Source organism: Gammaproteobacteria bacterium (assembly GCA_016705365.1).
Lineage (GTDB): Bacteria > Pseudomonadota > Gammaproteobacteria > Pseudomonadales > UBA5518 > UBA5518.
The window spans coordinates 886,630-907,888 of sequence record JADIYI010000008.1 but is presented as its reverse complement, the minus strand read 5'-3'; the positions used below and the strand labels follow the sequence as shown (position 1 = coordinate 907,888).

Genomic DNA, 21,259 nt, shown 5'->3' with positions numbered 1-21,259 from the left:
CGTTATTCTCCCGACTCATCCTGAGCAGCGGCAGCACCCGGCGTGGTCACCGTCACCGTCATATCGAAATCATTGGCCTGCTCACCGAAATCCGGGTTGGCCTTTACGCCCTTGAGAACGGGATTTGCAAACCACTCCGATTTTTCGAGCTGTCGCATCAGGCTCGATACCCGGTTGTTGGTCTCGGCAGTACCGGCGATCGTGATCGTCGAATCCTTGCGCTGCAGGCTGCGGAAGTAGACACCCTCGGGCAGCGTACGCACCAGTTCGTCAAAAATGCGCACAATCAGCGGCCGGGTGCCCTGCAGGTTCTGTATTACCTGCATGCGATCGATCAACTGGTTGCGCCGGGTCTGCAGTTCGCGGATCTCGGCGACCTGCTTGTCGAGTTCGGCAATATTGGTCTGCAGGTAATTGTTGCGATCCGCCTGCCCGCCGATCTGGCCGTTGATGGTGATGTGAGCCAACAGCACAGCCAGCAAACCCAGGCCGGCAATCGACCCGAGAATGACAAAGAATTCCTTGCGCTGCAGCTCACGCCGCTGTTCGCGCCAGGGCAATAGGTTGATGTTCGCCATCAGTCGAAACTCCTCATGGCCAGGCCGCAGGCAATCATCATCGCGGGCGCATCATTGGCCAGCGCAACCGCGTTCACGCGCGAGGAGACCGCCATTCCCTTGAAGGGATTGGCAACGGTCGTCGGCGTTCCCAGCTTGTCCTCGACCGCCTGGGCCAGCCCGACCAGCGCGGCCACACCACCGGCCAGGACCACGTGGTCCACGTCGTTGTACTGTGTCGACGAGAAAAAGAACTGCAGCGAACGCGTGACCTGCTGGATCACGGCCTCGCGGAATGGCTCGAGCACTTCCTGCTCGTAATCCTCCGGCAGTCCTCCTTCCTTCTTTGCCAAACCCGCTTCCTGCATCGTCAGACCGTAGCGGCGCTGGATCTCTTCGGTGAGCTGACGCCCGCCAAACAGCTGTTCGCGGGTGTAGATCGTATGCCCGTCATTCAGCACACTGAGCGTGGTCATCGTGGATCCGATATCGACGATTGCCACCGTGTAGTCTTCGTCCAGCCCGAGTTGATCGATGATCAGGCCAAACGCACGCTCCATTGCGTAGACCTCGACATCCACGACTCGCGGCACGAGGTTGGCGGCTTCGAGCACCTCGACCCGGGTATCGACGTTCTCGCGCCGGCACGCAGCCAGCAGGACTTCGACCTGGTCGGGGCCGCGATCCGATGGCCCCTGGGCCTGGAAGTCGATCGCCACTTCATCGAGCGGATAGGGAATGTATTGATCTGCTTCGACGCTGATCTGCGCTTCCATCGCGTCGTCGGTCAAACCCGCCGACATGTCGATGATCTTGGTAATCACGGCGGAACCGGCAACCGCGACCGCCACTTCCTTCAGCCTGGTCTTGGAGCGAACGATCACGTCCTCGAGTGTTTGCGCGACCGCATCGACTTCGGCAATGTTCTTTTCCACCACGGAATTGGGCGGCATCGGCTGTACCGCGTAACTCTCCACGGTAAAGCGCTCGCCACTGCGGCTGAGTTCCAGGAGTTTCACCGAGGTCGAGCTGATGTCGATCCCCAGAACCGGTGGAGTCTTTCTTTTGAACAACCCTATCACGTTGTTTTTCCTGGTGAATCCGCGGTGTTCGGAGCTTGCCGCACTGTTAGCTGTGGCAAGGCAAGTATAAGAGTAGTCGAAAACTATAATAAGAAAAGAAAATCTTTATAATCGCTTCCCGCTCCCGGGTTTTGGTTCACATTCCGCAACTTTTGGCTGATCCAATGCGCTTGATTCTAGTCTGGTGCCGGCGCTTTTGCTGGCTTGCGCTCCCTGCCATCGCACTGGGGCTTCTGTCACTGTCCGGCACCTATCTCTACCTCAGCCCGCGGCTGCCGTCGGTGGAGGTGCTGCGCGACATAAAGCTCCAGGAACCGCTGCGCGTTTTCAGCAAGGATGGAAAGCTGATGGGCGAGTTCGGCGAGATGCGCCGCACGCCCGTTCATTACGACCAGGTTCCACCGGCACTGATCCAGGCCATTCTCGCCGCCGAAGACGATCGTTTCCTGCAGCATCACGGCATCGATCTGACAGGCCTGGCACGTGCCGCCTGGGAACTCGCCACCACACACAGCATTCAATCCGGCGGCAGCACCATCACGATGCAGGTGGCGAGAAATTATTTTCTCAGCCGCGATCAGACCTTCGTCCGCAAGTTCAATGAAATTCTTCTGGCCCTGCGTATCGAACGCGAACTGGACAAGCACCAGATACTGGAGCTCTATCTCAACAAGATATTCCTCGGTTACCGCGCCTACGGCGTCGAGGCTGCCGCACAGGTGTATTACGGCCGACCCATTGCCGAGCTCTCGCTCGACGAGACTGCGCTGATCGCGGGGCTGCCGAAAGCACCGTCGGTGCTGAATCCGCTGGACAATCCGGCGCGCGCCAAAATCCGACGCGACTGGATCCTCGGGCGCATGCTCGAGCTCGGCTATATCGACGCATCCGCCCACGCCGCCGCGATCAACGCCCCCGTCAGCGCAAGCTATCACGGCGCACACATCGAACTGCAAGCCGAATATGCCGCTGAAATGGTCCGCGCCGAGATGATTTCCCGATATGGCCGTGCCGCCTATGAAGACGGATACTCGGTCTACACCACGCTCGATGGTGCGCTGCAGACACAGGCGCGGCAGGCAGTGCTACGTGGCTTGCTCGCCTACGACTCACGCCACGGGTTTCGTGGCGCGGAAATGCATTTTGATGGCCCCCGTCAGAAATGGGCTGAATCCCTGCGGGCAATCAGCGCGGTGAGCGGACTGGAGCCCGCGGTGGTCACGCGGGTCGGGGAACAGAGCATCGAAGTGCAGGATCGCAACGGCACGTTGATCGAATTGCCCTGGGAGCAGGGGCTGCGCAACGCGCGTCGCTATATCAGCGAGGACTATCGCGGCGCGGCGCCAAAGACTGCCAGCGAGATAGCAGCGCCCGGCGATGTGGTCAGAATCCTCCAGCAGGAGGGCACTTGGCGTCTGGTCCAGGTGCCCGCCGCGCAGGCGGCACTGGTGTCACTCGATGCGAGCGACGGATCCATCCGGGCGATTGTTGGCGGCATCGACTTCCGCTACAGCAAGTTCAATCGCGCGGCCCAGGCCCTGCGCCAGCCCGGATCGAACATCAAGCCATTCATCTACGCGGCGGCAATGGAAAATGGTTTTACGCCGGCATCGATCATCAACGATGCACCAGTCGTGTTTCAGGACCCCGACCTCGACAAGGTGTGGCGACCGGAAAATGACACCGGCAAGTTCTACGGCCCGACCAGTCTGCGCACGGCCCTGGTGAACTCGCGCAACCTCGTCTCCATCCGTCTGCTGCAACAGCTCGGAATTCCGAAAGCGGTCGACTATCTGTGCGAAATCGGTTTCAACCGGGCCGACGTGCCACCCAACCTGTCGCTGGCGCTCGGGACCCTCAGCACCACACCGCTCAGGCTCGTTTCCGCCTACGCGATGCTCGCCAACGGTGGCTATCGCATCGAACCGTACCTTATAGAAGAAGTGCGTCGGGTGAGCGGAGAAGTGATCGAGCACACCCGCCCGCGGCGTGCCTGTCGCGAATGCGCGCCCGCGAACACCAAGCCCGCGGCGGGCTTCGAAGAGGCCGCCTCCATGGAGGAACTGCTGGCCATGGACGACAACGCCGACAAAAGCGGCAGCGAAGGCCCGGAGATCGCCCCGCAACCGATGGATCCGCGCGTGGCCTACATGATCGACAGCATTCTCAAGGATGCGATAAAACATGGCACCGGGCGGCGCGCACTCGAACTCAAGCGCACCGATGTCGCCGGGAAAACCGGCACCACCAATGGCCCGACCGATGCCTGGTTCTCGGGCTACGTCGGCAACGTGGTGACCACCGCCTGGCTCGGTTTCGACAACAACACCCCGCTGGGTCGGCAGGAGTATGGCGGTTCCGCCGCCCTGCCGATCTGGATCGATTACATGCGCGAGGCGACGCGGGGCATGCCCACCCAGGAACGCCCCCGACCGGCAGGCCTGGTGAGCGTGCGCATCGACCCGCAGACCGGCCTGCTGGCCACCCCGGAGCAGACCGACGCCCGCTTCGAGCTTTTTCCGCTGGAGAGCGTGCCCACGATCACCGCCAATGGCGACGAATACACCGACCCCTACGCGCCGCCGAAGTACGAGACGCTGGAGATTTTCTGACCATCAACCGCTGCTGCCGCGCAGCGACAGGGGATGACGCAAGCGCATCAACCATGGCGGATGTCCATGCGCTCGTGTTCCGCGCCAGACGAGCCAGCCGCGCACTTCGACAATTTGCCCCTCGAGCCGGGCAACATCCTTCCATTCGAAGTATTTCTGGTCGCCACGATCGAGCCTCAGGGAAACCCGATCGTCCAGCTCGATCCACCAGGCAGAGCTGCTTCTCTCGACCGCGCTGACACGCCCCTGCAGCAGGCGAAACCCGTTTTCGCCTGATCTCAGCGTGGAAGTATCACGTGGCAGGAACTCGCCAGAGCCCCACAACCCGCGTCGCGCCACCCGCGCCAGCTGCTCGGCGCCGGCAAGGCAACCGGCCTGCGCGATGTCGGGGGGCACCGCGATATGACGCGCCAGCCCCGCATCCAGCAACGCCTCTTCCAGGCTGGCACCGCTGGCGCTGTAGACATGGGCAAGAACGCGCCCGTAACGGTCGCTGGCGCTGACCCCGGAAACCAGACCGATCTGCTTGTCCGCCAGAAAGACACCGGCAAACCGCGCCGCCTGCTGCGCGCCCGGCTCATCGGCAGCGCCTTCGTGATCAAGTTCGGGGGTGTTGACGCCAATCAGGCGAACGCGACGCCCGTCGGCCAGCAGCAAGGTATCTCCGTCGACCACCTTGCGAAGTTCCGCACCGAGCGGCGGGGCAAGGGCAACGCAGTGCGCGGGAGGAGAGCTTGATTGCGGATCAGCACAGGCAGCGACACTGACCGCGATGACGGCCAGGGTCCGGAACAGGCTGCCGCAGCGGAGGAAACGCGGGAGCCGCCGGCTCCTCGCTGTGCGCTTACTCGGTCTCGCGGCGAGCGCCAACGTTGCCGAAGCGCTTCTTGAAGCGATCGATACGGCCGCCCGTGTCGAGCACTTTTTGCTTGCCCGAATAGAACGGATGGCACTTCGAGCAGACGTCGAGATGCAGATCCTTGGCGAGCGTGGAACGTGTTTCGATCACGTTTCCGCAACTGCAGGTTGCAGTCAGGTTCGCGTAGGCAGGATGAATGTCGGCTTTCATGGCGTCACCTTGCAGCAGCCCGGTTTTGCGCCCATCAGGGCGTGAGCTGTCGGCTGTAAAATCGAGCGCGGCATATTATGCACAACGACAGGCAATGGCAAGAGCGGCCCGCCCGGATGCGGAAAATCCACACCCGCCGGCCATGCTAGACTGGCGCCGTTTCCTGGTCACGCTGCGCCTGCGCAATGCTTGAAGAACCCATCCTGCGCGTGGCGGTACCGGCACCGCTGCGACATGCACTCGAGTACCTGCCACCCGCCAATTGCACCGCCGAGCGCATGCAGGCGGGAATGCGGGTGGTGGTGCCGCTTGGCCCACGGCGGGTAATCGGCATCATTATCGAGGTGCTCGAACACGGCGAACGTGAGCGCTCGCGTCTGCGCCGCGCGCTGTCGCTGCCGGATGCCGGGCCGCTGTTACCGCCCGATATCATGAATCTGTGCACTTTTGCCGCACATTACTATCACGCGCCGGTCGGAGAGGCGCTGGTCAACACCCTGCCGGCCGATCTGCGCTCCTTGCCCCGCGCCCCCGCGCGAGCGCCGCTGCTGTGGCGCGCGACTGCGGAAAGCCTCGGTCTCGGCACCCAGGCTCTTGGCCGCGCCCCGCAACAGGCCGCGGCACTGGCAACGCTGCAGGCTCAGGGGCCGCTGTCCGGCCGCGCCTGCGCCGCGGCCGGCATCGAACGTGTCACGCTGCGGGCATTGCAGAAAAAGGGCCTGGCATCCAGCGAGGTCGGGCCGGACGAACCGGAATGCGACCGGGATCCATGCGAACCGCAGGTAGCGCAGCCTCCGCTGCTGCTCAATGCCGAGCAGCAGCGCGCGCTGGATACCCTGGAAAGCGATATCGGACGATTCAGCTGTCATCTGCTGGAGGGCGTGACCGGCAGCGGCAAGACCGAGATTTATCTGCGGTTCATAAAGCGCGTGCTGGAGGCCGGTCGGCAGGCTCTGGTACTGGTGCCCGAGATCGGCCTGACGCCACAGACCCACCGGCGCTTTGCCGCGCGCTTCGGAACGCAGGTCGGCGTGCTGCATTCCGGCCTCGGCGACCGCGAGCGCCTGAACACCTGGCGCCGCGCCGCGCAGGGGCAGCTGCGGGTCCTGATCGGCACCCGTTCGGCGCTGTTCAGCCCGCTACCCGAGCTCGGCGCGATCATCGTGGATGAGGAACACGATGCCTCGTTCAAGCAGCAGGAGGGCTTTCGCTACTCCGCCCGCGACCTGGCCGTGGTACGGGCACGCAGGCTCGATATCCCGATCGTGCTCGGATCGGCGACACCGTCCACCGAAAGTCTTGCCAACTGCAGCGCCGGCCGCTTCCGGCTGCTGCAACTCACACAGCGGGCAGGCGCCGCTCGCCCGCCAGCCACGCGATTGGTCGATGTACGCGGCCAGTTCCTCGACGGCGGCATCTGTGCCGAATTGCTCGAGCGCATCGGTATCGAGCTCGCTGCGGGCAACCAGGTGCTGGTTTTCCTCAATCGGCGCGGCTGGGCGCCGCTGCTGAGCTGCGCCGATTGCGGCTGGATGGCCGAGTGTGCCCACTGCGATGCCCGCCTCACCCTGCACCGCGCCGAAGGCCTGTTGTGGTGTCACCACTGCGACGCCCGCAGGTCCGCGCCACGCACCTGCCCGCACTGCAAAAGCGCCCGCCTGCTCGCGCTCGGCGCGGGCACCGAGCGCAGCGAACACACGCTGCAGCGCCTGTTCCCGCAGTACCCGATTCTGCGCATCGACCGCAGTACGATGCAGGCTCGCGGCGCAATGGAGGCTCTGCTCGACAAGCTCGGCGACGCACGCCCGTGCATCCTGGTCGGCACCCAGATGCTCGCCAAGGGACACCATTTTCCCCGCGTCACACTGGTCACCATGATCGACATCGACGGGGGACTGTTCAGCGCTGATTTTCGTGCTGCCGAGCGGACCGGCCAGTTGCTGGTTCAGGTTGCCGGGCGGGCCGGGCGCGCCGAGCACCCCGGACAGGTGCTGATACAGACGCTGCATCCGCAACATCCCTGGCTCGCGCGACTCGTTGCGGGCGGATATCGCGCGTTCATCGACCCGATACTGGAGGAGCGGCAGCAACACGGGTTGCCGCCTTATGCCTATATGGCCCTGTTGCGCGCCGAAAGCACCGTCCAGGAGCGCGGACTGGAAATGCTGCGCGAACTCAAAATAGACCTGGTCGGGCAGCACCCGCAGGTAGCAATAGTGGGGCCGGTGCCGGCGCCGATGCCAAGACGGGCCGGACGCTTTCGCCTGCACCTGCTGTTCAAACACAGCCATCGCACACCGCTGCACGCCGCCATCTCCACCGCCTGTCAGCTGCTGGAGTCGCGGCGCCTGCCGGGCATCGATCGCTGGCATATCGATGTGGATCCGCTCGAGGGTGCCTGATGCGCGGGGAAAAGCCCGGTACATTGTGGCAGCGCCATGGCGATCAGCGGGCGGATCAACCATAATGATCGCCCCTAGATTCAATGGTTGCTGTTTCATCGGCGCCCAAGCGCGCCGTCCGGATCCGACACTCCTCATGGCTCATGATTTTGCAAAACAGCGCGCGGCGCGGGCGAAGAATGCGGGCAAGCCAGCCACATCCGGATGGTTGTGGCTGGTCAGCGGCGTCGTCATCGGCGCCCTGATCAGCTTTCTGGTCTACCTGGCCACGCTCGCACCACACCCACAGCGCAATACGAACCCGGTTGCGGAACAGCCCGCCGAACAGGCGGCGCCAAAGCCCGCGGTTCCGACGGAAAAGCCACAGTTCGAATATTACACATTGCTCTCCGAGAGCGAGATCATCGTCGGTGATCGCCAGGGCGCCACCGCGCAGGAGGAGGCTGTCAAGACGCCCGAACGGGAGAAAAAAGCCTCGACGTTGCTGCTGCAGGCCGGATCCTTTCGCCAGCTAGCCGATGCCGACCGGCGCCGCGCCGAAATCCTGCTGCTGGACCTCGCGGCGAGCGTCGAAACTGTTACGGTCAACGGCGGCGAAACCTGGCACCGTGTCCACGTCGGCCCCTTCGAGAGCGCCGAGGAACTGGGCAAGGCACGCCGGAAACTGCTCGAGCATCGCATCGACACCCTGGAAATCAGCAAGCGCGCTTGAAACCCGGACCCCGACACCCCATATCCCGGACAACATCCGGCTTTATTCCCGCCCGCACGAGGATTCCGATGTGGAGCAATTTCGCGGTACTACCATTCTCTCCGTGCGCCGCAACGGCAAGGTCGTGATTGGCGGTGACGGGCAGGTGTCGATGGGGCAAACCGTCATGAAGGGCAATGCGCGCAAGGTCAGGCGCCTGCATAACTCCACCGTCATCGCCGGGTTTGCCGGCGGTACGGCCGATGCATTCACCCTTTTCGAGCTGTTCGAGGCACAGCTCGACAAATTCCAGGGCCAGTTGCTGCGTGCCGCGGTCGAACTCGCGAAAGCCTGGCGCACCGATCGCGCCCTGCGCCGCCTCGAAGCGCTGCTGGCGGTGGCTGATCGCAACAATTCCCTGATCATCACCGGCAACGGTGACGTGATCGAACCCGAAGACAGCCTGATTGCGATTGGTTCCGGTGGCCCCTATGCGCAGGCGGCAGCGCGCGCGCTGCTCGCCCATACCGAGATGCCTGCCCGCGAGATCGTCGAGAGCGGACTGGCCATTGCGGCGGACATCTGCATCTACACCAACCACAATCGCACTATCGAGGAACTCGACACCAGCACCTGAAACCCTTGCGGCACCATCGCCCGCACGGAGCTTCCCAACGGTAGACCATCCATGAGCAGCATGACTCCCCGCGAGATCGTCCACGAACTCGACCAATTCATCATCGGCCAGCAACAGGCCAAGCGCGCGGTTGCCGTCGCGCTGCGCAACCGCTGGCGCCGCCTGCAGGTCGCCGCAGCCCTGCGCGATGAAATCACCCCCAAAAACATCCTGATGATCGGGCCGACCGGGGTGGGCAAGACGGAGATTGCACGTCGCCTCGCGAAGCTCGCCAACGCGCCATTCCTGAAAATCGAGGCGACCAAGTTCACCGAGGTCGGCTATGTGGGACGCGACGTCGAGTCGATCGTGCGCGACCTGGCCGATGTGTCGCTGAAAATGCTGCGTGAATCCGAGATTGCCAAAGTGCGCGACCGCGCGCTCGAAAGCGCCGAGGAGCGCATACTCGATGCGTTGTTGCCGCCCGCGCGCGACACGCCGGAGGATGCCAAACGCGGCGGCGCTTCGACCCGGCAGCTGTTCCGCAAGAAATTGCGTGAGGGCGACCTCGACGACCGCGAAATCGAAATCGAAATCAGCGGCACGGCGATGGGCGTCGAGATCATGGCACCGCCCGGCATGGAGGAGATGACCAGCCAGCTGCAGAGCATGTTCTCCAACCTTTCCGCCGGCCGCAGCAAGAAACGGCGACTCAGCGTACGCGCCGCGCTGAAAATGATCGAGGACGAGGAAGCCGCCAAGCTGTTGAACGAGGACGAGTTGCGGCGACGCGCGCTGGAGGCGGCCGAGCAGACCGGCATCGTGTTCATCGACGAGCTCGACAAGATCGCGCGACGCTCGGAATACGCCGGCGCCGACGTGTCGCGCGAGGGCGTGCAACGCGACCTGCTGCCGCTGATCGAGGGCTGTACCGTCAGCACCAAGCATGGCGCCATCCGTACCGACCACATCCTGTTCATTGCCTCGGGGGCCTTTCATCTCGCCAAACCCTCCGACCTGATCCCCGAACTGCAGGGACGGCTGCCGATACGCGTCGAGCTCGATGCACTCGGTGCCGATGAATTCGAGCGCATTCTCACCGAACCGAATGCCTCGCTCACCGAGCAGTACCGGGCACTGCTCGCCACCGAGGGGCTGGAGGTAGAGTTCACGCGTGAAGGTATCCGGCGTATCGCGGAAATTGCGTGCGAAGTGAACGAGCGCACCGAGAACATCGGCGCGCGTCGCCTGCATACGGTCATGGAGAGGCTTCTGGAAGAAGCCTCTTTCAGCGCCGCGGACCGCGGTTCCTCCAGCGACACAAACCGTATCGTGGTCGATATGCCCTATGTGGATGCGCAGCTCGGCGAGCTCGCGCGCGATGAGGATTTGAGCCGGTTTATCCTGTAAGCTAGCCGCCCTCCCGCCAGAGCCGTGCTGCACGCATGAGCGATCCTGTACCCACCGATATTCGCCTGCATCAGGCCTCGCGCACCCTTGATCTGGTGTATGCGGATGGCACGAAATACACCCTCGGCTGCGAGTACCTGCGTGTTTATTCGCCATCCGCGGAAGTGCGGGGCCACGGCACCGGGCAGGAAACCCTGCAGACCGGCAAGCGGATGGTGACCATCACGAGTATCGGGGCGGTGGGCAACTATGCGCTGCAATTCCGCTTTTCCGACGGACACGACAGCGGTATCTTTTCCTGGCAGTACCTCCACGAACTGTGTCGCGAACGCGATCAGCGCTGGACTGAATATCTGGCACGACTGGCGGCAGCCGGTGCAAGTCGTGAGCCGGTTGGACCCGTGCTGATCGCACGGCAATGAGCACGGGGACGATCATGAGCAACGATAAAACCACGCATTTCGGCTACCGGCAGGTCGATGAGTCAGCCAAGGCGGACCTGGTCAGCGGCGTATTCAATTCGGTGGCAAGCCGTTACGACCTCATGAATGACCTGATGTCGGGCGGCGTGCATCGTGTGTGGAAGCGCCTGACCATCGAGCTGAGCGGAGTGCGCGAAGGACAGCGGGTGCTGGATGTGGCCGGTGGCACCGGCGACCTCGCGGCGCGCTTTTCACGATCGGTGGGCGCCTCTGGTCGCGTGGTGCTCTCGGATATCAACGAGGCGATGCTCTCCACGGGTCGTGACAAGCTGCACGACAACGGCATCTGCGCCAACGTCGATTATGTGCTGGCCGATGCCGAGATGCTGCCGTTTGCGGACGCGAGTTTCGACTGCATCACCATCGCCTTCGGCCTGCGCAATGTGACGCGCAAGGAGCGCGCACTGCAGTCGATGCTGCGGGTGCTGCGTCCGGGGGGCCGCTTGCTGGTGCTCGAGTTCTCGCGGCCTTCCAGCGAATTCCTGGGCAAGCTGTACGATGCGTATTCCTTTGCCGTGATTCCGAAAATCGGCAGGCTGGTGACCGGCGACGAGGACAGCTACCGCTATCTCGCCGAATCGATCCGGGTGCATCCGGACCAGGAAACGCTGCGCGACATGATGGAAGATGCCGGCTTCGAGCGCTGCGATTTCCATAACATGACCGGCGGCATCGTCGCGCTGCACCGCGGCTTCAAGGCCTGAGCCGATGAGCGCGCGCGCCTCGACGCTGAACGCGGCGGCTCTCGCCGCGCTGGAACGTGCCATAAACGGCGCGCTCGCGATGGATCGCCTCGGCGCTGCGCGCATCGCCGCACTCCGGAGCCAGGTATTTGCCCTCCACTGCACCGTGCCTGCGTTCGATGTCTTCGTGATTCCCGGAGACACAGGTGTCCGCCTGCTGGGCCACTACGAGGGCAAGACGAGCTGTTCGGTGAGCGGCGCGGCTTCGGATTTCGTGGCGCTGCTGGGCGCCACCGACAAGGCCAGCACGCTGGTCAACGGCGCGCTGCGTATCGCCGGAGACAGTGCGCCGTTGCTCGAATTGCAGAAGGCGCTGGCCGGACTCGACCTGGACTGGGAACAGCGACTCGGCGTGCTGCTCGGCGATATTCCCGCGCACCGGATCGGGCGCGCCGTGCGCGGCTCGGTTCGCTGGGGCCGCGGAACACATGACTCGCTGCTGCGCCATGTGGAGGAATTCATTCACGAGGAAGCCCGCCTCGCACCACCGCGTCTCGAAGTCGAGAATTTTTTCGGCGATCTGCGCACGCTGGCGCAGGGTTCGGACCGGCTGCAGGCCAGCACCCGCCGCCTGGCGCGGCGCATGAGCGCACTCGCCGGGCGTCTCAAAGCGCGCGGCGGATAGCGCGGTGTCGCGAATCGGCCGGCTGGTCCGGATTGCACTGGTCTGCCGGCGTCATCGCCTCGACACCTTTTTCGATGCCGAGCTGTTGCCGGGCGCGTGGCGCCGGAGTGCTCGCCTGCTGCCCACGCGCTGGCTGCCCGAACCCGCCGAGCCACGCGCCCGTCGGCTGCGCCGGAGCCTGGAAGACCTCGGCCCGATCTTCATCAAGTTCGGGCAATTGCTGTCCACCCGACGCGATCTGCTGCCCGAGGACCTGGCCGACGAATTGAGTCACCTGCAGGACAATGTTGCGCCGTTTCCGGCCCACCAGGCGCAGCAGATCATCGAGCGTGCGCTGGGACGCGCGATCGGGGAGATATTCGCGGATTTCGACCCCCGCCCACTGGCTTCCGCCTCGGTTGCCCAGGTCCATCCGGCCACCCTGTTCGACGGGCGCGAGGTGGTGGTCAAGGTCATCCGCCCCGATATCGAGCGAACCATCCGCGAGGACATCAGCCTGCTCTACACCCTGGCGCGCTGGGTGCGGCGTTTTCACCCCGATGGCAAACGTCTGCGGCCGCTCGAAGTAGTGAGCGACTACGAGCAGATCGTTCTCGACGAGCTCGATCTGCAGCGCGAAGCCGCGAACACCTCGCAATTGCGCCGCAACTTTCTGGATTCCGATCTGCTCTACGTGCCCGAGGTGCACTGGGACTACACACGGCGCAACGTGTTCGTGATGGAGCGCATCCACGGCATCCCGGTGTCCGATATCACGGCACTGGTCGCCGCCGGCACCGATCTGAAAGTGCTGGCCGAACGCGGTGTGCAGATTTTCTTCACCCAGGTGTTCCGCGACAGCTTCTTTCACGCCGATATGCACCCCGGCAATATCTTCGTCGACGTCGCGAACCCGGCCAGCCCACGCTACATCGGGATCGACTGCGCAATCATGGGCAGCCTCAGCGATTTCGACCAGTACTATCTGGCACGCAATCTGCTGGCGATCTTTCAGCGCCGCTACCGCGAAGTTGCACAGCTTCACGTCGAGTGCGGCTGGGTGCCACCGCAGACCCGGGTTCATGATTTCGAGGCCGCAATCCGCAGTGCCTGCGAACCGATTTTCGAGAAGCCGCTGGGACAAATCTCGTTCGGGCAGCTGCTGGTGTATCTGTTCCAGACCGCGCGTCGCTTCGATATGGAGATCCAGCCCTCGCTGGTGTTGCTGCAGAAGACGCTGCTGCATATAGAAGGGCTGGGGCGACAGCTCTACCCCGAGCTCGACCTGTGGGCGAATGCGAAACCTTTTCTCGAACAATGGGTAGGCGAGCGCTATTCGCCGCGCGGCATACTCGAGCGCCTGCAGAAACGCGCGCCCAGCTGGTTCGAGCAGCTGCCACAACGCCCTGAATTGCTGCTCGAGGCCTTGCGCGCCGGCGAACCCGTGTTGCGTCGGGGCGCCCCTCATGCGCCCGCAGGAGAACGCCGCGCAGACCGTCCGGAGAGGTCCCGCGGCTGGCGCGGCTGGCAACTGCTGATCGCGGCCGCCGGGATGGTACTGGTCAACCCGGACTTCGGCGCGGAGGCTATCGCCGCCTGGCATCCGGCGACGTGGGTATTCGCGGCGTTGGCACTCCACGCATTGCTTGCCGGCCGCACCCATGACTGAGTCTTTGTGGCACGATGCCTGTGTCATAATGAGCGTCACATGAACATCGACACACCCATGAACCCACCTGCCGATTTTTGCGATGCGGTACACTGGAACGCGCAAGGCCTGGTGCCTGCGGTGGCCCAGGACGCCCACAGCGGGCGCGTGCTCATGGTTGCGTGGATGGACGCCGAAGCCCTGCGCCTCACCGCCAGGGAAGGGCGAGCGGTTTATTACTCGCGCTCGCGCCAGCGCCTGTGGCGCAAGGGCGAGCAATCCGGACACGTGCAGAGGGTGCGGGCAATCCGCCTGGACTGCGACCGCGACGTGGTGCTGCTCAGCGTCGAGCAGATCGGTGGAATCGCCTGTCATACCGGTCGCGAGAGCTGTTTCTTCCTGCAACTCGGAGACAGCGGATGGAGCGAGGTCGATGCGGTTCTGAAGCCGCCCTCGGAAATATACGGGAGCGGGCATGAGTGAGGTATTGCGCCGGCTCGATGCGGTGATCGCCGAGCGGCTGGGCCACGCCGACCCGTCGGCGTCCTATGTCGCGAGCCTGCATCACGGCGGACTCGACCGCATTCTGAAAAAGGTTGCCGAGGAAAGCGGCGAAACGCTGATCGCGGCAAAAAACGCCGCGCAACACGGCGAGCGCGCCACGCTGGTGCACGAAACGGCCGACCTCTGGTTTCACTGCATGGTCATGCTCGCCGAGTTCGAACTCTCGTCCGCCGATGTGATCGAAGAACTGGAGAGGCGATTCGACCTGTCCGGCCTGGCAGAAAAGGCGACGCGCGGCGCGCCGCCCGATGTGGATTGAACCCTTGGCATTCAGGAGATCGATATGGGACTCGGTGGCATAAGTATCTGGCAGCTGCTGATCGTGCTGGTGATCGTGGTGTTGCTGTTCGGCACCAAGCGACTCGGCTCTATAGGCACGGATCTCGGCACGGCAATTCGCGGCTTCCGCAAGTCCATGCAGCCGGACGCCGAGGCGGAGACCAAGGACAACGAACGCCTCAGCGAACAGCAACGCTGCAAGGAAGACATCATCGAGGGCGAGGCGCAACGCAACGGAGAAAAGCACTGAGGCGATGGCACCATGTTCGACATCGGATTTTCCGAACTGCTGCTGATCGCGGTAATCGGCCTGCTGGTGCTGGGGCCCGAACGGCTGCCCACCGCGGTGCGTACCACCTCGCTGTGGGTGGGACGGCTGCGCCGGCAGTTCAACCAGATCCGCGCTGAAGTGGAGCGCGAAATCGGCGCCGACGAGATCCGGGCACAACTGCGCAATGAATCGATCCTCGAGGATCTGCGCCAGTCACGCGCAGCGCTGGAAAGTTCCGCCCGCGAAATCACCGCGCCGCTCTCCGAACCACTGCAATCCGCCAAGCCCTCCGTTGCCGATAACCCAGACAAAACACCGTGAATACCCGGGAGCCGCCTGAACCGGAGCAGGATACGGACCGGGAAATGCCGCTGATCGAGCATCTCACGGAACTGCGCCAGCGCCTGATCAACGCAATCGTGGCACTGCTCGTGGTATTTCTGTCGCTGGTGTATTTCGCCAACGATATCTACTCCTTTGTGGCCGAACCGTTGCGCCGCTTTCTTCCGGAAGGTGCGACCATGATCGCCACCGAGGTCGCTTCGCCGTTTCTTGCGCCCTTCAAGCTCACCCTGGTCGTCGCGGCGATGGTCGTGATGCCCTATGTGCTGTTCCAGGCGTGGGCTTTCGTGGCTCCGGGCATGTACCGCAAGGAGAAGCGCTTCGCCTTGCCTTTACTGGCCTCGAGCATCGTGCTGTTCTACGGTGGCGTGGCGTTCGCCTACTATGTCGTGTGCCCGATGGTGTTCGGCTTTTTCACCAGCATGAGCCCGGCCGGCGTGACCGTCATGACCGATATCAACCACTATCTCAGCTTCGTGCTGACGATGTTCTTCGCATTCGGCTTTGCATTCGAAATCCCGGTGGCGACCGTGTTACTGGTATGGGCAGGCATCACCACACCGCAGGCGCTCACCTCGAAGCGGCCTTATATCGTGGTCGGGTGTTTTGTGATTGGTATGGTGCTGACACCCCCGGACGTGTTCTCACAGACCATGCTCGCGGTGCCGATGTGGATGCTGTTCGAAACGGGGGTGCTGGCCAGTCGCTGGCTGCTCGCGACCAAGGCGCGTGACGAGGAAGCGGCCGGCTGAGGCTTCAGGTCTCGAGCAGGAAAGTGACCGGCCCGTCGTTGATCAGGCTGACCTGCATGTCCGCGCCGAACACGCCGCTCGCAACCGGCTGGTGTGCCCCGGCCAGGCACTGCAACACCTCGTCATAAAGAGTTTCCGCCAACTCCGGTACGGCCGCGCTGCCGAATCCCGGGCGCAACCCGCGCGTGGTGTCCGCCGCCAGGGTGAACTGCGACACCACCAGCACCCCGCCTCCAGCGGTCCTGACGTCGAGATTCATGCGCCCGTCGCCATCCGCAAACACGCGATAAGCCAGCAGCCGCGCGGCCATGGCGTGGGCACGCCGTTCATCGTCACCGCGCTGTACACCGAGGAAAACCAGCAATCCGGGGCCAATCTCCCCGACCACTCGCGGCCCTATCGCCACGCTTGCACGCACGACGCGCTGGATCAATGCGCGCACCCGTTCAGCCCGCGCGCACGCGCCCCGCCACTTCCATCGCCGCCCTGATCAGCGCGTCGGTAATACCCGGTTCGGCGGCCGAGTGCCCGGCATCACGAACGATCTGCAATTCGGCGCGAGGCCAGGCCGCGTGCAGTGCAAATGCATTGTCCACCGGGCAAACCATGTCATAGCGTCCATGGATGATGTACCCCGGTATATCGGCGATACGCACTGCATCACGCAGCAACTGCCCCGGCTCCAGGAATGCGTCATTGACGAAATAATGCGCTTCGATGCGTGCCAGCGATAGCGCCGTGTGCGGATCGGAAAAATGATCGACCACATCCTGGTTCGGACGCAGCGTCGCGCATTGCGCCTCCCACAGGGACCAGGCCTTGGCGGCTGCCATGCGCGCGATTTCGTTGCTGCCGGTGAGCAGACCGTGGTAAGCCTTCATGCAGTCATCCAGCTCATCCGGCGCAAGCGGCTCGACGTAGCCCTGCCAGTAATCGGGGAATACGCGGCTCGCCCCGCTCTGATAGAACCACGACAGATCCTCGCGCCGGCACAGAAAGATGCCGCGCAGAATCATCGCCATTACCCGCCCGGGATGGGTTTCAGCGTAGGCAAGACTGAGGGTGCTGCCCCAGGAGCCGCCAAACAGCACCCAGCGCTCGATGCCAAGAAACTCCCGGATACTCTCGATATCGCGCACCAGTGCTCCCGTGTCATTGCCGTCGAGCGCGGCATGCGGCGTGGAGCGACCCGCACCGCGCTGGTCGAACAGGATGATCCGGTAAGTTTCAGGGTCGAAAAAACAGCGGTTGCGCGGCTGGCAGCCGGCGCCCGGACCGCCGTGCACGAACAGAACCGGAATCCCGTCCGGATTGCCGCTCTCCTCGAGGTAGAGCTCATGTGGCGGGTCCACCGCGAGACGATGGACCTGGTAGGGCTTTATTTCCGGAAACAGGGTATGCATGGCGACAAGGTCACAATGGATCGGCTTGCGCGCCATTCTATCCCCAATTCGAGGCCATCGAGTCAGTCGCCTCAGGCCGTTTCGCGAGCACGCCCGGCTCGCCTGCGATCCGTCTCCTTCAGCAGCTTCTTGCGCAGACGGATGCTTTGCGGCGTGACCTCCACCAGCTCATCCTCGTCGATGAACTCCAGTGCCTGCTCCAGCGACATGCGAATCGGCGGAGTGAGCAGGATGTTTTCATCCGAGCCGGCGGCGCGGACATTGGTCAGCTGCTTGCCTTTGGTGGGGTTCACGGCAAGGTCGTTGTCACGGCTGTGGATTCCGATCAGTTGCCCCTCGTAGACGTCGACGTTCGCGGTTATGAACAGGCGCCCACGCTCCTGCAGGTTGAACAGCGCGTAGGCCAGCACCTTGCCCGGGACCATCGACACCAGTACACCGTTCTGGCGCCGGGCCACATCGCCCGCCTTGAGCAGACCATAGTGATCGAATACATGATTCAGCACGCCGGTACCCGAGGTCATGGTCATGAACTGGCTGCGAAAGCCGATGATGCCGCGCGAAGGAATCATGTACTCGAGACGCACGCGCCCCTTGCCATCGGGCACCATGTCGCGCAAATCGCCACGCCGCTTGCCGATTTCTTCCATGACGCCGCCCTGGTGGGTCTCCTCACAGTCGATCAGCAATATTTCGTAGGGCTCGTGGAGCTCGCCATCGATCTCGCGGCGGATCACCTCGGGGCGCGATACACCCATCTCGTAACCCTCGCGCCGCATCTTCTCGATCAGCACCGAGAGATGCAGTTCACCGCGTCCGGAAACCACGAAGCGGTCCGGGGTGCTGCCGTCCTCGACGCTCAGCGCCACATCGTGGAGCAGTTCGCGCTCGAGGCGCTCGCGGATGTTGCGGCTGGTGACATACTGCCCCTCGCGACCCGCGAACGGGGAATCGTTCACCTGGAACGTCATGCTCACCGTGGGCTGGTCGATGGTGAGGGGTGGCAGCGCCTCGGGCGCTTCCGGGGAGCACAGGGTCGCCGAGATCTTCAGCCCTTCGATGCCGGTGATGCTGACGATATCGCCGGCTTCGCCTTCGGGCATTTCCTGCTTTTCCATTCCCATATGGCCGAGCACCGTCAGAATGCGTCCGTTGCGGCGACTGCCGTCCGCATCCAGCACCACCACCTGCATGCCCGGACGCACGACGCCACGGCGAATACGGCCGATGCCGATCACACCCACGTAGCTGCTGTAATCGAGCGCGCATATCTGCATCTGGAACGGACCGTCCTCCACCGGCGGCGGCGGCACGCGCTCGATGATGAGGTCGAGCAGCGGCGACATATCGGGGGCGAGATGCTCGGGCTCCATGCCCGCCACCCCGTTCAGGGCCGAGGTATAGATCACCGGGAAGTCGAGTTGCGTATCGTTTGCACCCAGGCGATCGAACAGATCGAACACCTGGTCGACGGCCCAGTGCGGACGCGCCCCCGGACGATCCACCTTGTTGACGACCACGATCGGATTCAACCCCGACGCGAAGGCCTTGCGCGTGACGAAACGCGTCTGCGGCATGGGTCCGTCGACCGCATCGACCAGCAACAGCACGCTGTCGACCATCGACAGGATCCGCTCGACCTCACCACCGAAATCGGCGTGTCCGGGCGTATCGACGATGTTGATTCGATAACCTTTCCAGTCGATCGCGGTACTCTTGGCGAGAATCGTGATTCCGCGCTCACGCTCCTGGTCATTGGAGTCCATGATGCGCTCCTTGCCCACATCGCGGCGTGCGAGCGTTCCGCATTGCTGGAACAAGCGATCGACCAGGGTGGTCTTGCCATGATCGACATGGGCGATAATGGCAATATTGCGTAAACGCTCCCGCACAGGAACCTCGAAATATATGAAAGGGGGACAAAATCGGGGGCGCAGTATAGCCAATCACCTGCGCGCAATCCGGTGATTAATGCCGCCCTTTGCATCTGCCACGCGCCGGGTCGCGCCTCTTGCTGTTGCCTGGCGACTCCCGATACGGTGGAAGTGCCCACGGAAATTTCGTGTCGTTCAAAATTTGGCCGCGTTCTTTTCGCACCACGGTAGTGCATGGCGCACCAAAACGGGTCGTCAAACCAGTGCGCTTACCACGATACCCCGCTAAAATTCTGAATTTTCAGCGGTTTTCCACAGCCGTTGTGTGGCATAGTAATTGCTCCATCAGCGCCAGAGCGCCACGGGAACACCGTGCGCCGACTTCGATTCAAGGATCTCGTCAAACCCGGGCGCAGCCGCCCAATCCCCACGGAGGAAACCATGTCGGAACAGACAATCAAATTGATCAAGGAAAACGAGGTGAGGTGGGTCGACCTTCGATTCACCGATACCAAGGGCAAGGAACAGCACGTCACCATCCCTTCGAGCGAAGTCAATGCCGACTTCTTCGAGGACGGCAAGATGTTCGACGGCTCCTCCATCGCCGGCTGGAAAGAGATCAACGCCTCCGACATGCTGCTGATGCCCGATGACAGCACCGCGGTACTCGACCCGTTCTTCGACGAGACCGCCGTGATCCTGCGCTGCAACGTGCTCGAACCCGACACCAAGCAGGGCTACAACCGCGACCCGCGCTCCATCGCCGCGCGCGCCGAGGAATACATGAAGTCCACCGGCATCGCCGACAGTTGCCTGTTCGGCCCGGAACCCGAATTCTTTGTCTTCGACGATGTGAAGTGGCATGCCTCGATCAGTGGCGCAGGCTACGAGATTCATTCCGAGGAAGCAGCCTGGGCATCCAACCGCCATTTCGACGAAGGCAACATCGGTCATCGTCCAGGCATCAAGGGCGGTTATTTCCCCGTACCTCCGGTCGACTCCCTGCATGACCTGCGCGCAGCGATGTGCAACGCCATGGAGAAAATGGGGCTCACCATCGAAGTGCACCACCATGAAGTGGGCACTGCGGGCCAGTGCGAGATCGGCGTCGGTCCTGCCGCCATCGTGCAGAAAGCGGATCAGGTGCAAACGCTCAAATACTGCGTGCACAACGTTGCCCATGCCTATGGCAAGACGGCGACTTTCATGCCCAAGCCCCTGGTCGGTGACAATGGTTCAGGCATGCACGTACACCTGTCGATCGCCAAGGGCGGCAAGAACCTGATGGCTGGCGATGCCTACGCGGGACTCAGCGAGACCGCACTGTTCTACATCGGCGGTATCATCAAGCACGCACGCGCGATCAATGCCTTCACCAACCCGGGCACCAACTCCTACAAGCGCCTGGTCCCCGGCTACGAAGCGCCGGTGATGCTGGCCTACTCCGCCAAGAACCGCTCGGCCTCGATTCGTATCCCCGCCGTTTCGAGTCCCAAGGCGCGCCGAATCGAAGTGCGATTCCCCGACCCGAGTGCAAACCCCTACCTGGCCTTCGCGGCCCTGCTGATGGCTGGCCTCGACGGAATCGTCAACAAGATCCACCCCGGCGATGCGCTCGACAAGAACCTCTACGATCTGCCGGCCGAAGAAGCGGCGCAGGTTCCAACCGTTGCGCACAGCCTCGACATGGCACTAGCGGCACTCAATGCCGACCGCAGCTTCCTGACGGCTGGCGGGGTGTTCGACGACGACATGATCGATGCCTATATCGAGCTGAAGCAGGCGGAAATCGATCGTCTGCGCATGACGACGCATCCGGTCGAGTTCGACCTGTACTACAGCTGCTGAGCCGCGACTC

Annotated in this window: 22 protein-coding genes; 15 read left to right on the top strand and 7 right to left on the bottom strand. The window is 63.1% G+C overall.

Going from position 1 to position 21,259, the window contains the following annotated elements:
- Positions 1 to 2: 2 nt before the first annotated feature.
- Together IPF49_11750 and IPF49_11745 are read right to left on the bottom strand one after the other, a co-directional pair.
- Positions 3 to 578, bottom strand: coding sequence for a PilN domain-containing protein (locus IPF49_11750; protein MBK6288289.1), 576 nt, complete (start codon positions 576 to 578; stop codon positions 3 to 5).
- On the bottom strand, positions 578 to 1,639 hold the full coding sequence (locus IPF49_11745; GenBank protein MBK6288288.1) for a pilus assembly protein PilM: 1,062 nt from the start codon (positions 1,637 to 1,639) through the stop codon (positions 578 to 580). Before IPF49_11745 ends, IPF49_11750 begins: the two co-directional genes overlap by 1 nt.
- A 164-nt stretch (positions 1,640 to 1,803) precedes the next feature.
- On the opposite strand from IPF49_11745, the gene IPF49_11740 reads away from it, so the two are divergent.
- Positions 1,804 to 4,251 (top strand): penicillin-binding protein 1A, encoded by a 2,448-nt coding sequence (locus IPF49_11740; protein ID MBK6288287.1) that lies wholly within the window; start codon positions 1,804 to 1,806, stop codon positions 4,249 to 4,251.
- 3 nt (positions 4,252 to 4,254) lie between these two features.
- On the opposite strand, the gene IPF49_11735 is transcribed toward IPF49_11740, so the two are convergent.
- Positions 4,255 to 4,926, bottom strand: a complete 672-nt coding sequence (locus IPF49_11735; protein MBK6288286.1) for a thermonuclease family protein — start codon at positions 4,924 to 4,926, stop codon at positions 4,255 to 4,257.
- Between the two features lie 169 nt (positions 4,927 to 5,095).
- The gene (gene rpmE / locus IPF49_11730) at positions 5,096 to 5,320 is read right to left on the bottom strand and encodes a 50S ribosomal protein L31 (GenBank protein MBK6288285.1); all 225 of its coding nucleotides are present in this window, start codon (positions 5,318 to 5,320) and stop codon (positions 5,096 to 5,098) included.
- Between the two features lie 185 nt (positions 5,321 to 5,505).
- Here rpmE and IPF49_11725 point away from each other — a divergent pair, with 185 nt between their 5' ends.
- From IPF49_11725 to tatC, 13 genes are all read left to right on the top strand, one after another.
- The gene (locus IPF49_11725; GenBank protein ID MBK6288284.1) at positions 5,506 to 7,722 is read left to right on the top strand and encodes a primosomal protein N'; all 2,217 of its coding nucleotides are present in this window, start codon (positions 5,506 to 5,508) and stop codon (positions 7,720 to 7,722) included.
- A gap of 136 nt (positions 7,723 to 7,858) precedes the next feature.
- On the top strand, positions 7,859 to 8,434 hold the full coding sequence (locus IPF49_11720) for an SPOR domain-containing protein (GenBank protein ID MBK6288283.1): 576 nt from the start codon (positions 7,859 to 7,861) through the stop codon (positions 8,432 to 8,434).
- Positions 8,435 to 8,504: 70 nt separating this feature from the next.
- Positions 8,505 to 9,050 (top strand): ATP-dependent protease subunit HslV, encoded by a 546-nt coding sequence (gene hslV / locus IPF49_11715; GenBank protein MBK6288282.1) that lies wholly within the window; start codon positions 8,505 to 8,507, stop codon positions 9,048 to 9,050.
- Between the two features lie 51 nt (positions 9,051 to 9,101).
- Positions 9,102 to 10,439, top strand: coding sequence for an ATP-dependent protease ATPase subunit HslU (gene hslU, locus IPF49_11710; protein MBK6288281.1), 1,338 nt, complete (start codon positions 9,102 to 9,104; stop codon positions 10,437 to 10,439).
- Positions 10,440 to 10,474: 35 nt separating this feature from the next.
- Positions 10,475 to 10,861, top strand: a complete 387-nt coding sequence (locus tag IPF49_11705; GenBank protein ID MBK6288280.1) for a DUF971 domain-containing protein — start codon at positions 10,475 to 10,477, stop codon at positions 10,859 to 10,861.
- A 14-nt stretch (positions 10,862 to 10,875) separates the two neighbouring features.
- Positions 10,876 to 11,625, top strand: coding sequence for a bifunctional demethylmenaquinone methyltransferase/2-methoxy-6-polyprenyl-1,4-benzoquinol methylase UbiE (gene ubiE / locus IPF49_11700; GenBank protein ID MBK6288279.1), 750 nt, complete (start codon positions 10,876 to 10,878; stop codon positions 11,623 to 11,625).
- A 4-nt stretch (positions 11,626 to 11,629) separates the two neighbouring features.
- Positions 11,630 to 12,289, top strand: a complete 660-nt coding sequence (locus IPF49_11695) for an SCP2 sterol-binding domain-containing protein (protein ID MBK6288278.1) — start codon at positions 11,630 to 11,632, stop codon at positions 12,287 to 12,289.
- 4 nt (positions 12,290 to 12,293) lie between these two features.
- A complete protein-coding gene (gene ubiB, locus IPF49_11690; GenBank protein MBK6288277.1) occupies positions 12,294 to 13,937 on the top strand; it encodes a ubiquinone biosynthesis regulatory protein kinase UbiB in 1,644 nt (547 codons plus the stop codon).
- A 57-nt stretch (positions 13,938 to 13,994) separates the two neighbouring features.
- On the top strand, positions 13,995 to 14,399 hold the full coding sequence (gene hisI, locus IPF49_11685; protein ID MBK6288276.1) for a phosphoribosyl-AMP cyclohydrolase: 405 nt from the start codon (positions 13,995 to 13,997) through the stop codon (positions 14,397 to 14,399).
- The gene (locus IPF49_11680; GenBank protein MBK6288275.1) at positions 14,392 to 14,739 is read left to right on the top strand and encodes a phosphoribosyl-ATP diphosphatase; all 348 of its coding nucleotides are present in this window, start codon (positions 14,392 to 14,394) and stop codon (positions 14,737 to 14,739) included. Before hisI ends, IPF49_11680 begins: the two co-directional genes overlap by 8 nt.
- A gap of 24 nt (positions 14,740 to 14,763) precedes the next feature.
- A complete protein-coding gene (gene tatA / locus IPF49_11675) occupies positions 14,764 to 15,009 on the top strand; it encodes a twin-arginine translocase TatA/TatE family subunit (GenBank protein MBK6288274.1) in 246 nt (81 codons plus the stop codon).
- A 12-nt stretch (positions 15,010 to 15,021) separates the two neighbouring features.
- The gene (tatB, locus tag IPF49_11670) at positions 15,022 to 15,351 is read left to right on the top strand and encodes a twin-arginine translocase subunit TatB (protein ID MBK6288273.1); all 330 of its coding nucleotides are present in this window, start codon (positions 15,022 to 15,024) and stop codon (positions 15,349 to 15,351) included.
- Between the two features lie 44 nt (positions 15,352 to 15,395).
- Positions 15,396 to 16,124, top strand: a complete 729-nt coding sequence (tatC, locus tag IPF49_11665; GenBank protein MBK6288272.1) for a twin-arginine translocase subunit TatC — start codon at positions 15,396 to 15,398, stop codon at positions 16,122 to 16,124.
- Between the two features lie 4 nt (positions 16,125 to 16,128).
- On the opposite strand, the gene IPF49_11660 is transcribed toward tatC, so the two are convergent.
- The 3 genes from IPF49_11660 to typA form a co-directional block, all read right to left on the bottom strand.
- Positions 16,129 to 16,566: a D-tyrosyl-tRNA(Tyr) deacylase gene (locus tag IPF49_11660; protein ID MBK6288271.1), complete on the bottom strand. Its 438-nt coding sequence runs from the start codon at positions 16,564 to 16,566 to the stop codon at positions 16,129 to 16,131.
- 4 nt (positions 16,567 to 16,570) lie between these two features.
- The gene (pip, locus tag IPF49_11655) at positions 16,571 to 17,527 is read right to left on the bottom strand and encodes a prolyl aminopeptidase (protein MBK6288270.1); all 957 of its coding nucleotides are present in this window, start codon (positions 17,525 to 17,527) and stop codon (positions 16,571 to 16,573) included.
- Positions 17,528 to 17,598: 71 nt separating this feature from the next.
- Positions 17,599 to 19,419: a translational GTPase TypA gene (gene typA / locus IPF49_11650; GenBank protein ID MBK6288269.1), complete on the bottom strand. Its 1,821-nt coding sequence runs from the start codon at positions 19,417 to 19,419 to the stop codon at positions 17,599 to 17,601.
- 423 nt (positions 19,420 to 19,842) lie between these two features.
- On the opposite strand from typA, the gene glnA reads away from it, so the two are divergent.
- Positions 19,843 to 21,249 carry a glutamate--ammonia ligase gene (glnA, locus tag IPF49_11645; protein ID MBK6288268.1) on the top strand — a complete coding sequence of 469 codons (1,407 nt, stop codon included), beginning with the start codon at positions 19,843 to 19,845 and terminating at the stop codon, positions 21,247 to 21,249.
- The last annotated feature ends 10 nt before the right edge of the window (positions 21,250 to 21,259 follow it).

Bases quoted from the DNA above. Each gene is read 5' to 3' on its own strand.
- tatC (MBK6288272.1), top strand. From the start codon at position 15,396: ATGCCGCTGATCGAGCATCTCACGGAACTGCGCCAGCGCCTGATCAAC.
- glnA (MBK6288268.1), top strand. From the start codon at position 19,843: ATGTCGGAACAGACAATCAAATTGATCAAGGAAAACGAGGTGAGGTGG.
- ubiE (MBK6288279.1), top strand. From the start codon at position 10,876: ATGAGCAACGATAAAACCACGCATTTCGGCTACCGGCAGGTCGATGAG.
- tatB (MBK6288273.1), top strand. From the start codon at position 15,022: ATGTTCGACATCGGATTTTCCGAACTGCTGCTGATCGCGGTAATCGGC.
- IPF49_11680 (MBK6288275.1), top strand. From the start codon at position 14,392: ATGAGTGAGGTATTGCGCCGGCTCGATGCGGTGATCGCCGAGCGGCTG.
- IPF49_11720 (MBK6288283.1), top strand. From the start codon at position 7,859: ATGGCTCATGATTTTGCAAAACAGCGCGCGGCGCGGGCGAAGAATGCG.
- IPF49_11725 (MBK6288284.1), top strand. From the start codon at position 5,506: ATGCTTGAAGAACCCATCCTGCGCGTGGCGGTACCGGCACCGCTGCGA.
- tatA (MBK6288274.1), top strand. From the start codon at position 14,764: ATGGGACTCGGTGGCATAAGTATCTGGCAGCTGCTGATCGTGCTGGTG.
- IPF49_11740 (MBK6288287.1), top strand. From the start codon at position 1,804: ATGCGCTTGATTCTAGTCTGGTGCCGGCGCTTTTGCTGGCTTGCGCTC.
- pip (MBK6288270.1), bottom strand. From the start codon at position 17,527: ATGCATACCCTGTTTCCGGAAATAAAGCCCTACCAGGTCCATCGTCTC.
- hisI (MBK6288276.1), top strand. From the start codon at position 13,995: ATGAACCCACCTGCCGATTTTTGCGATGCGGTACACTGGAACGCGCAA.
- IPF49_11705 (MBK6288280.1), top strand. From the start codon at position 10,475: ATGAGCGATCCTGTACCCACCGATATTCGCCTGCATCAGGCCTCGCGC.
- IPF49_11750 (MBK6288289.1), bottom strand. From the start codon at position 578: ATGGCGAACATCAACCTATTGCCCTGGCGCGAACAGCGGCGTGAGCTG.
- hslU (MBK6288281.1), top strand. From the start codon at position 9,102: ATGAGCAGCATGACTCCCCGCGAGATCGTCCACGAACTCGACCAATTC.
- IPF49_11695 (MBK6288278.1), top strand. From the start codon at position 11,630: ATGAGCGCGCGCGCCTCGACGCTGAACGCGGCGGCTCTCGCCGCGCTG.
- rpmE (MBK6288285.1), bottom strand. From the start codon at position 5,320: ATGAAAGCCGACATTCATCCTGCCTACGCGAACCTGACTGCAACCTGC.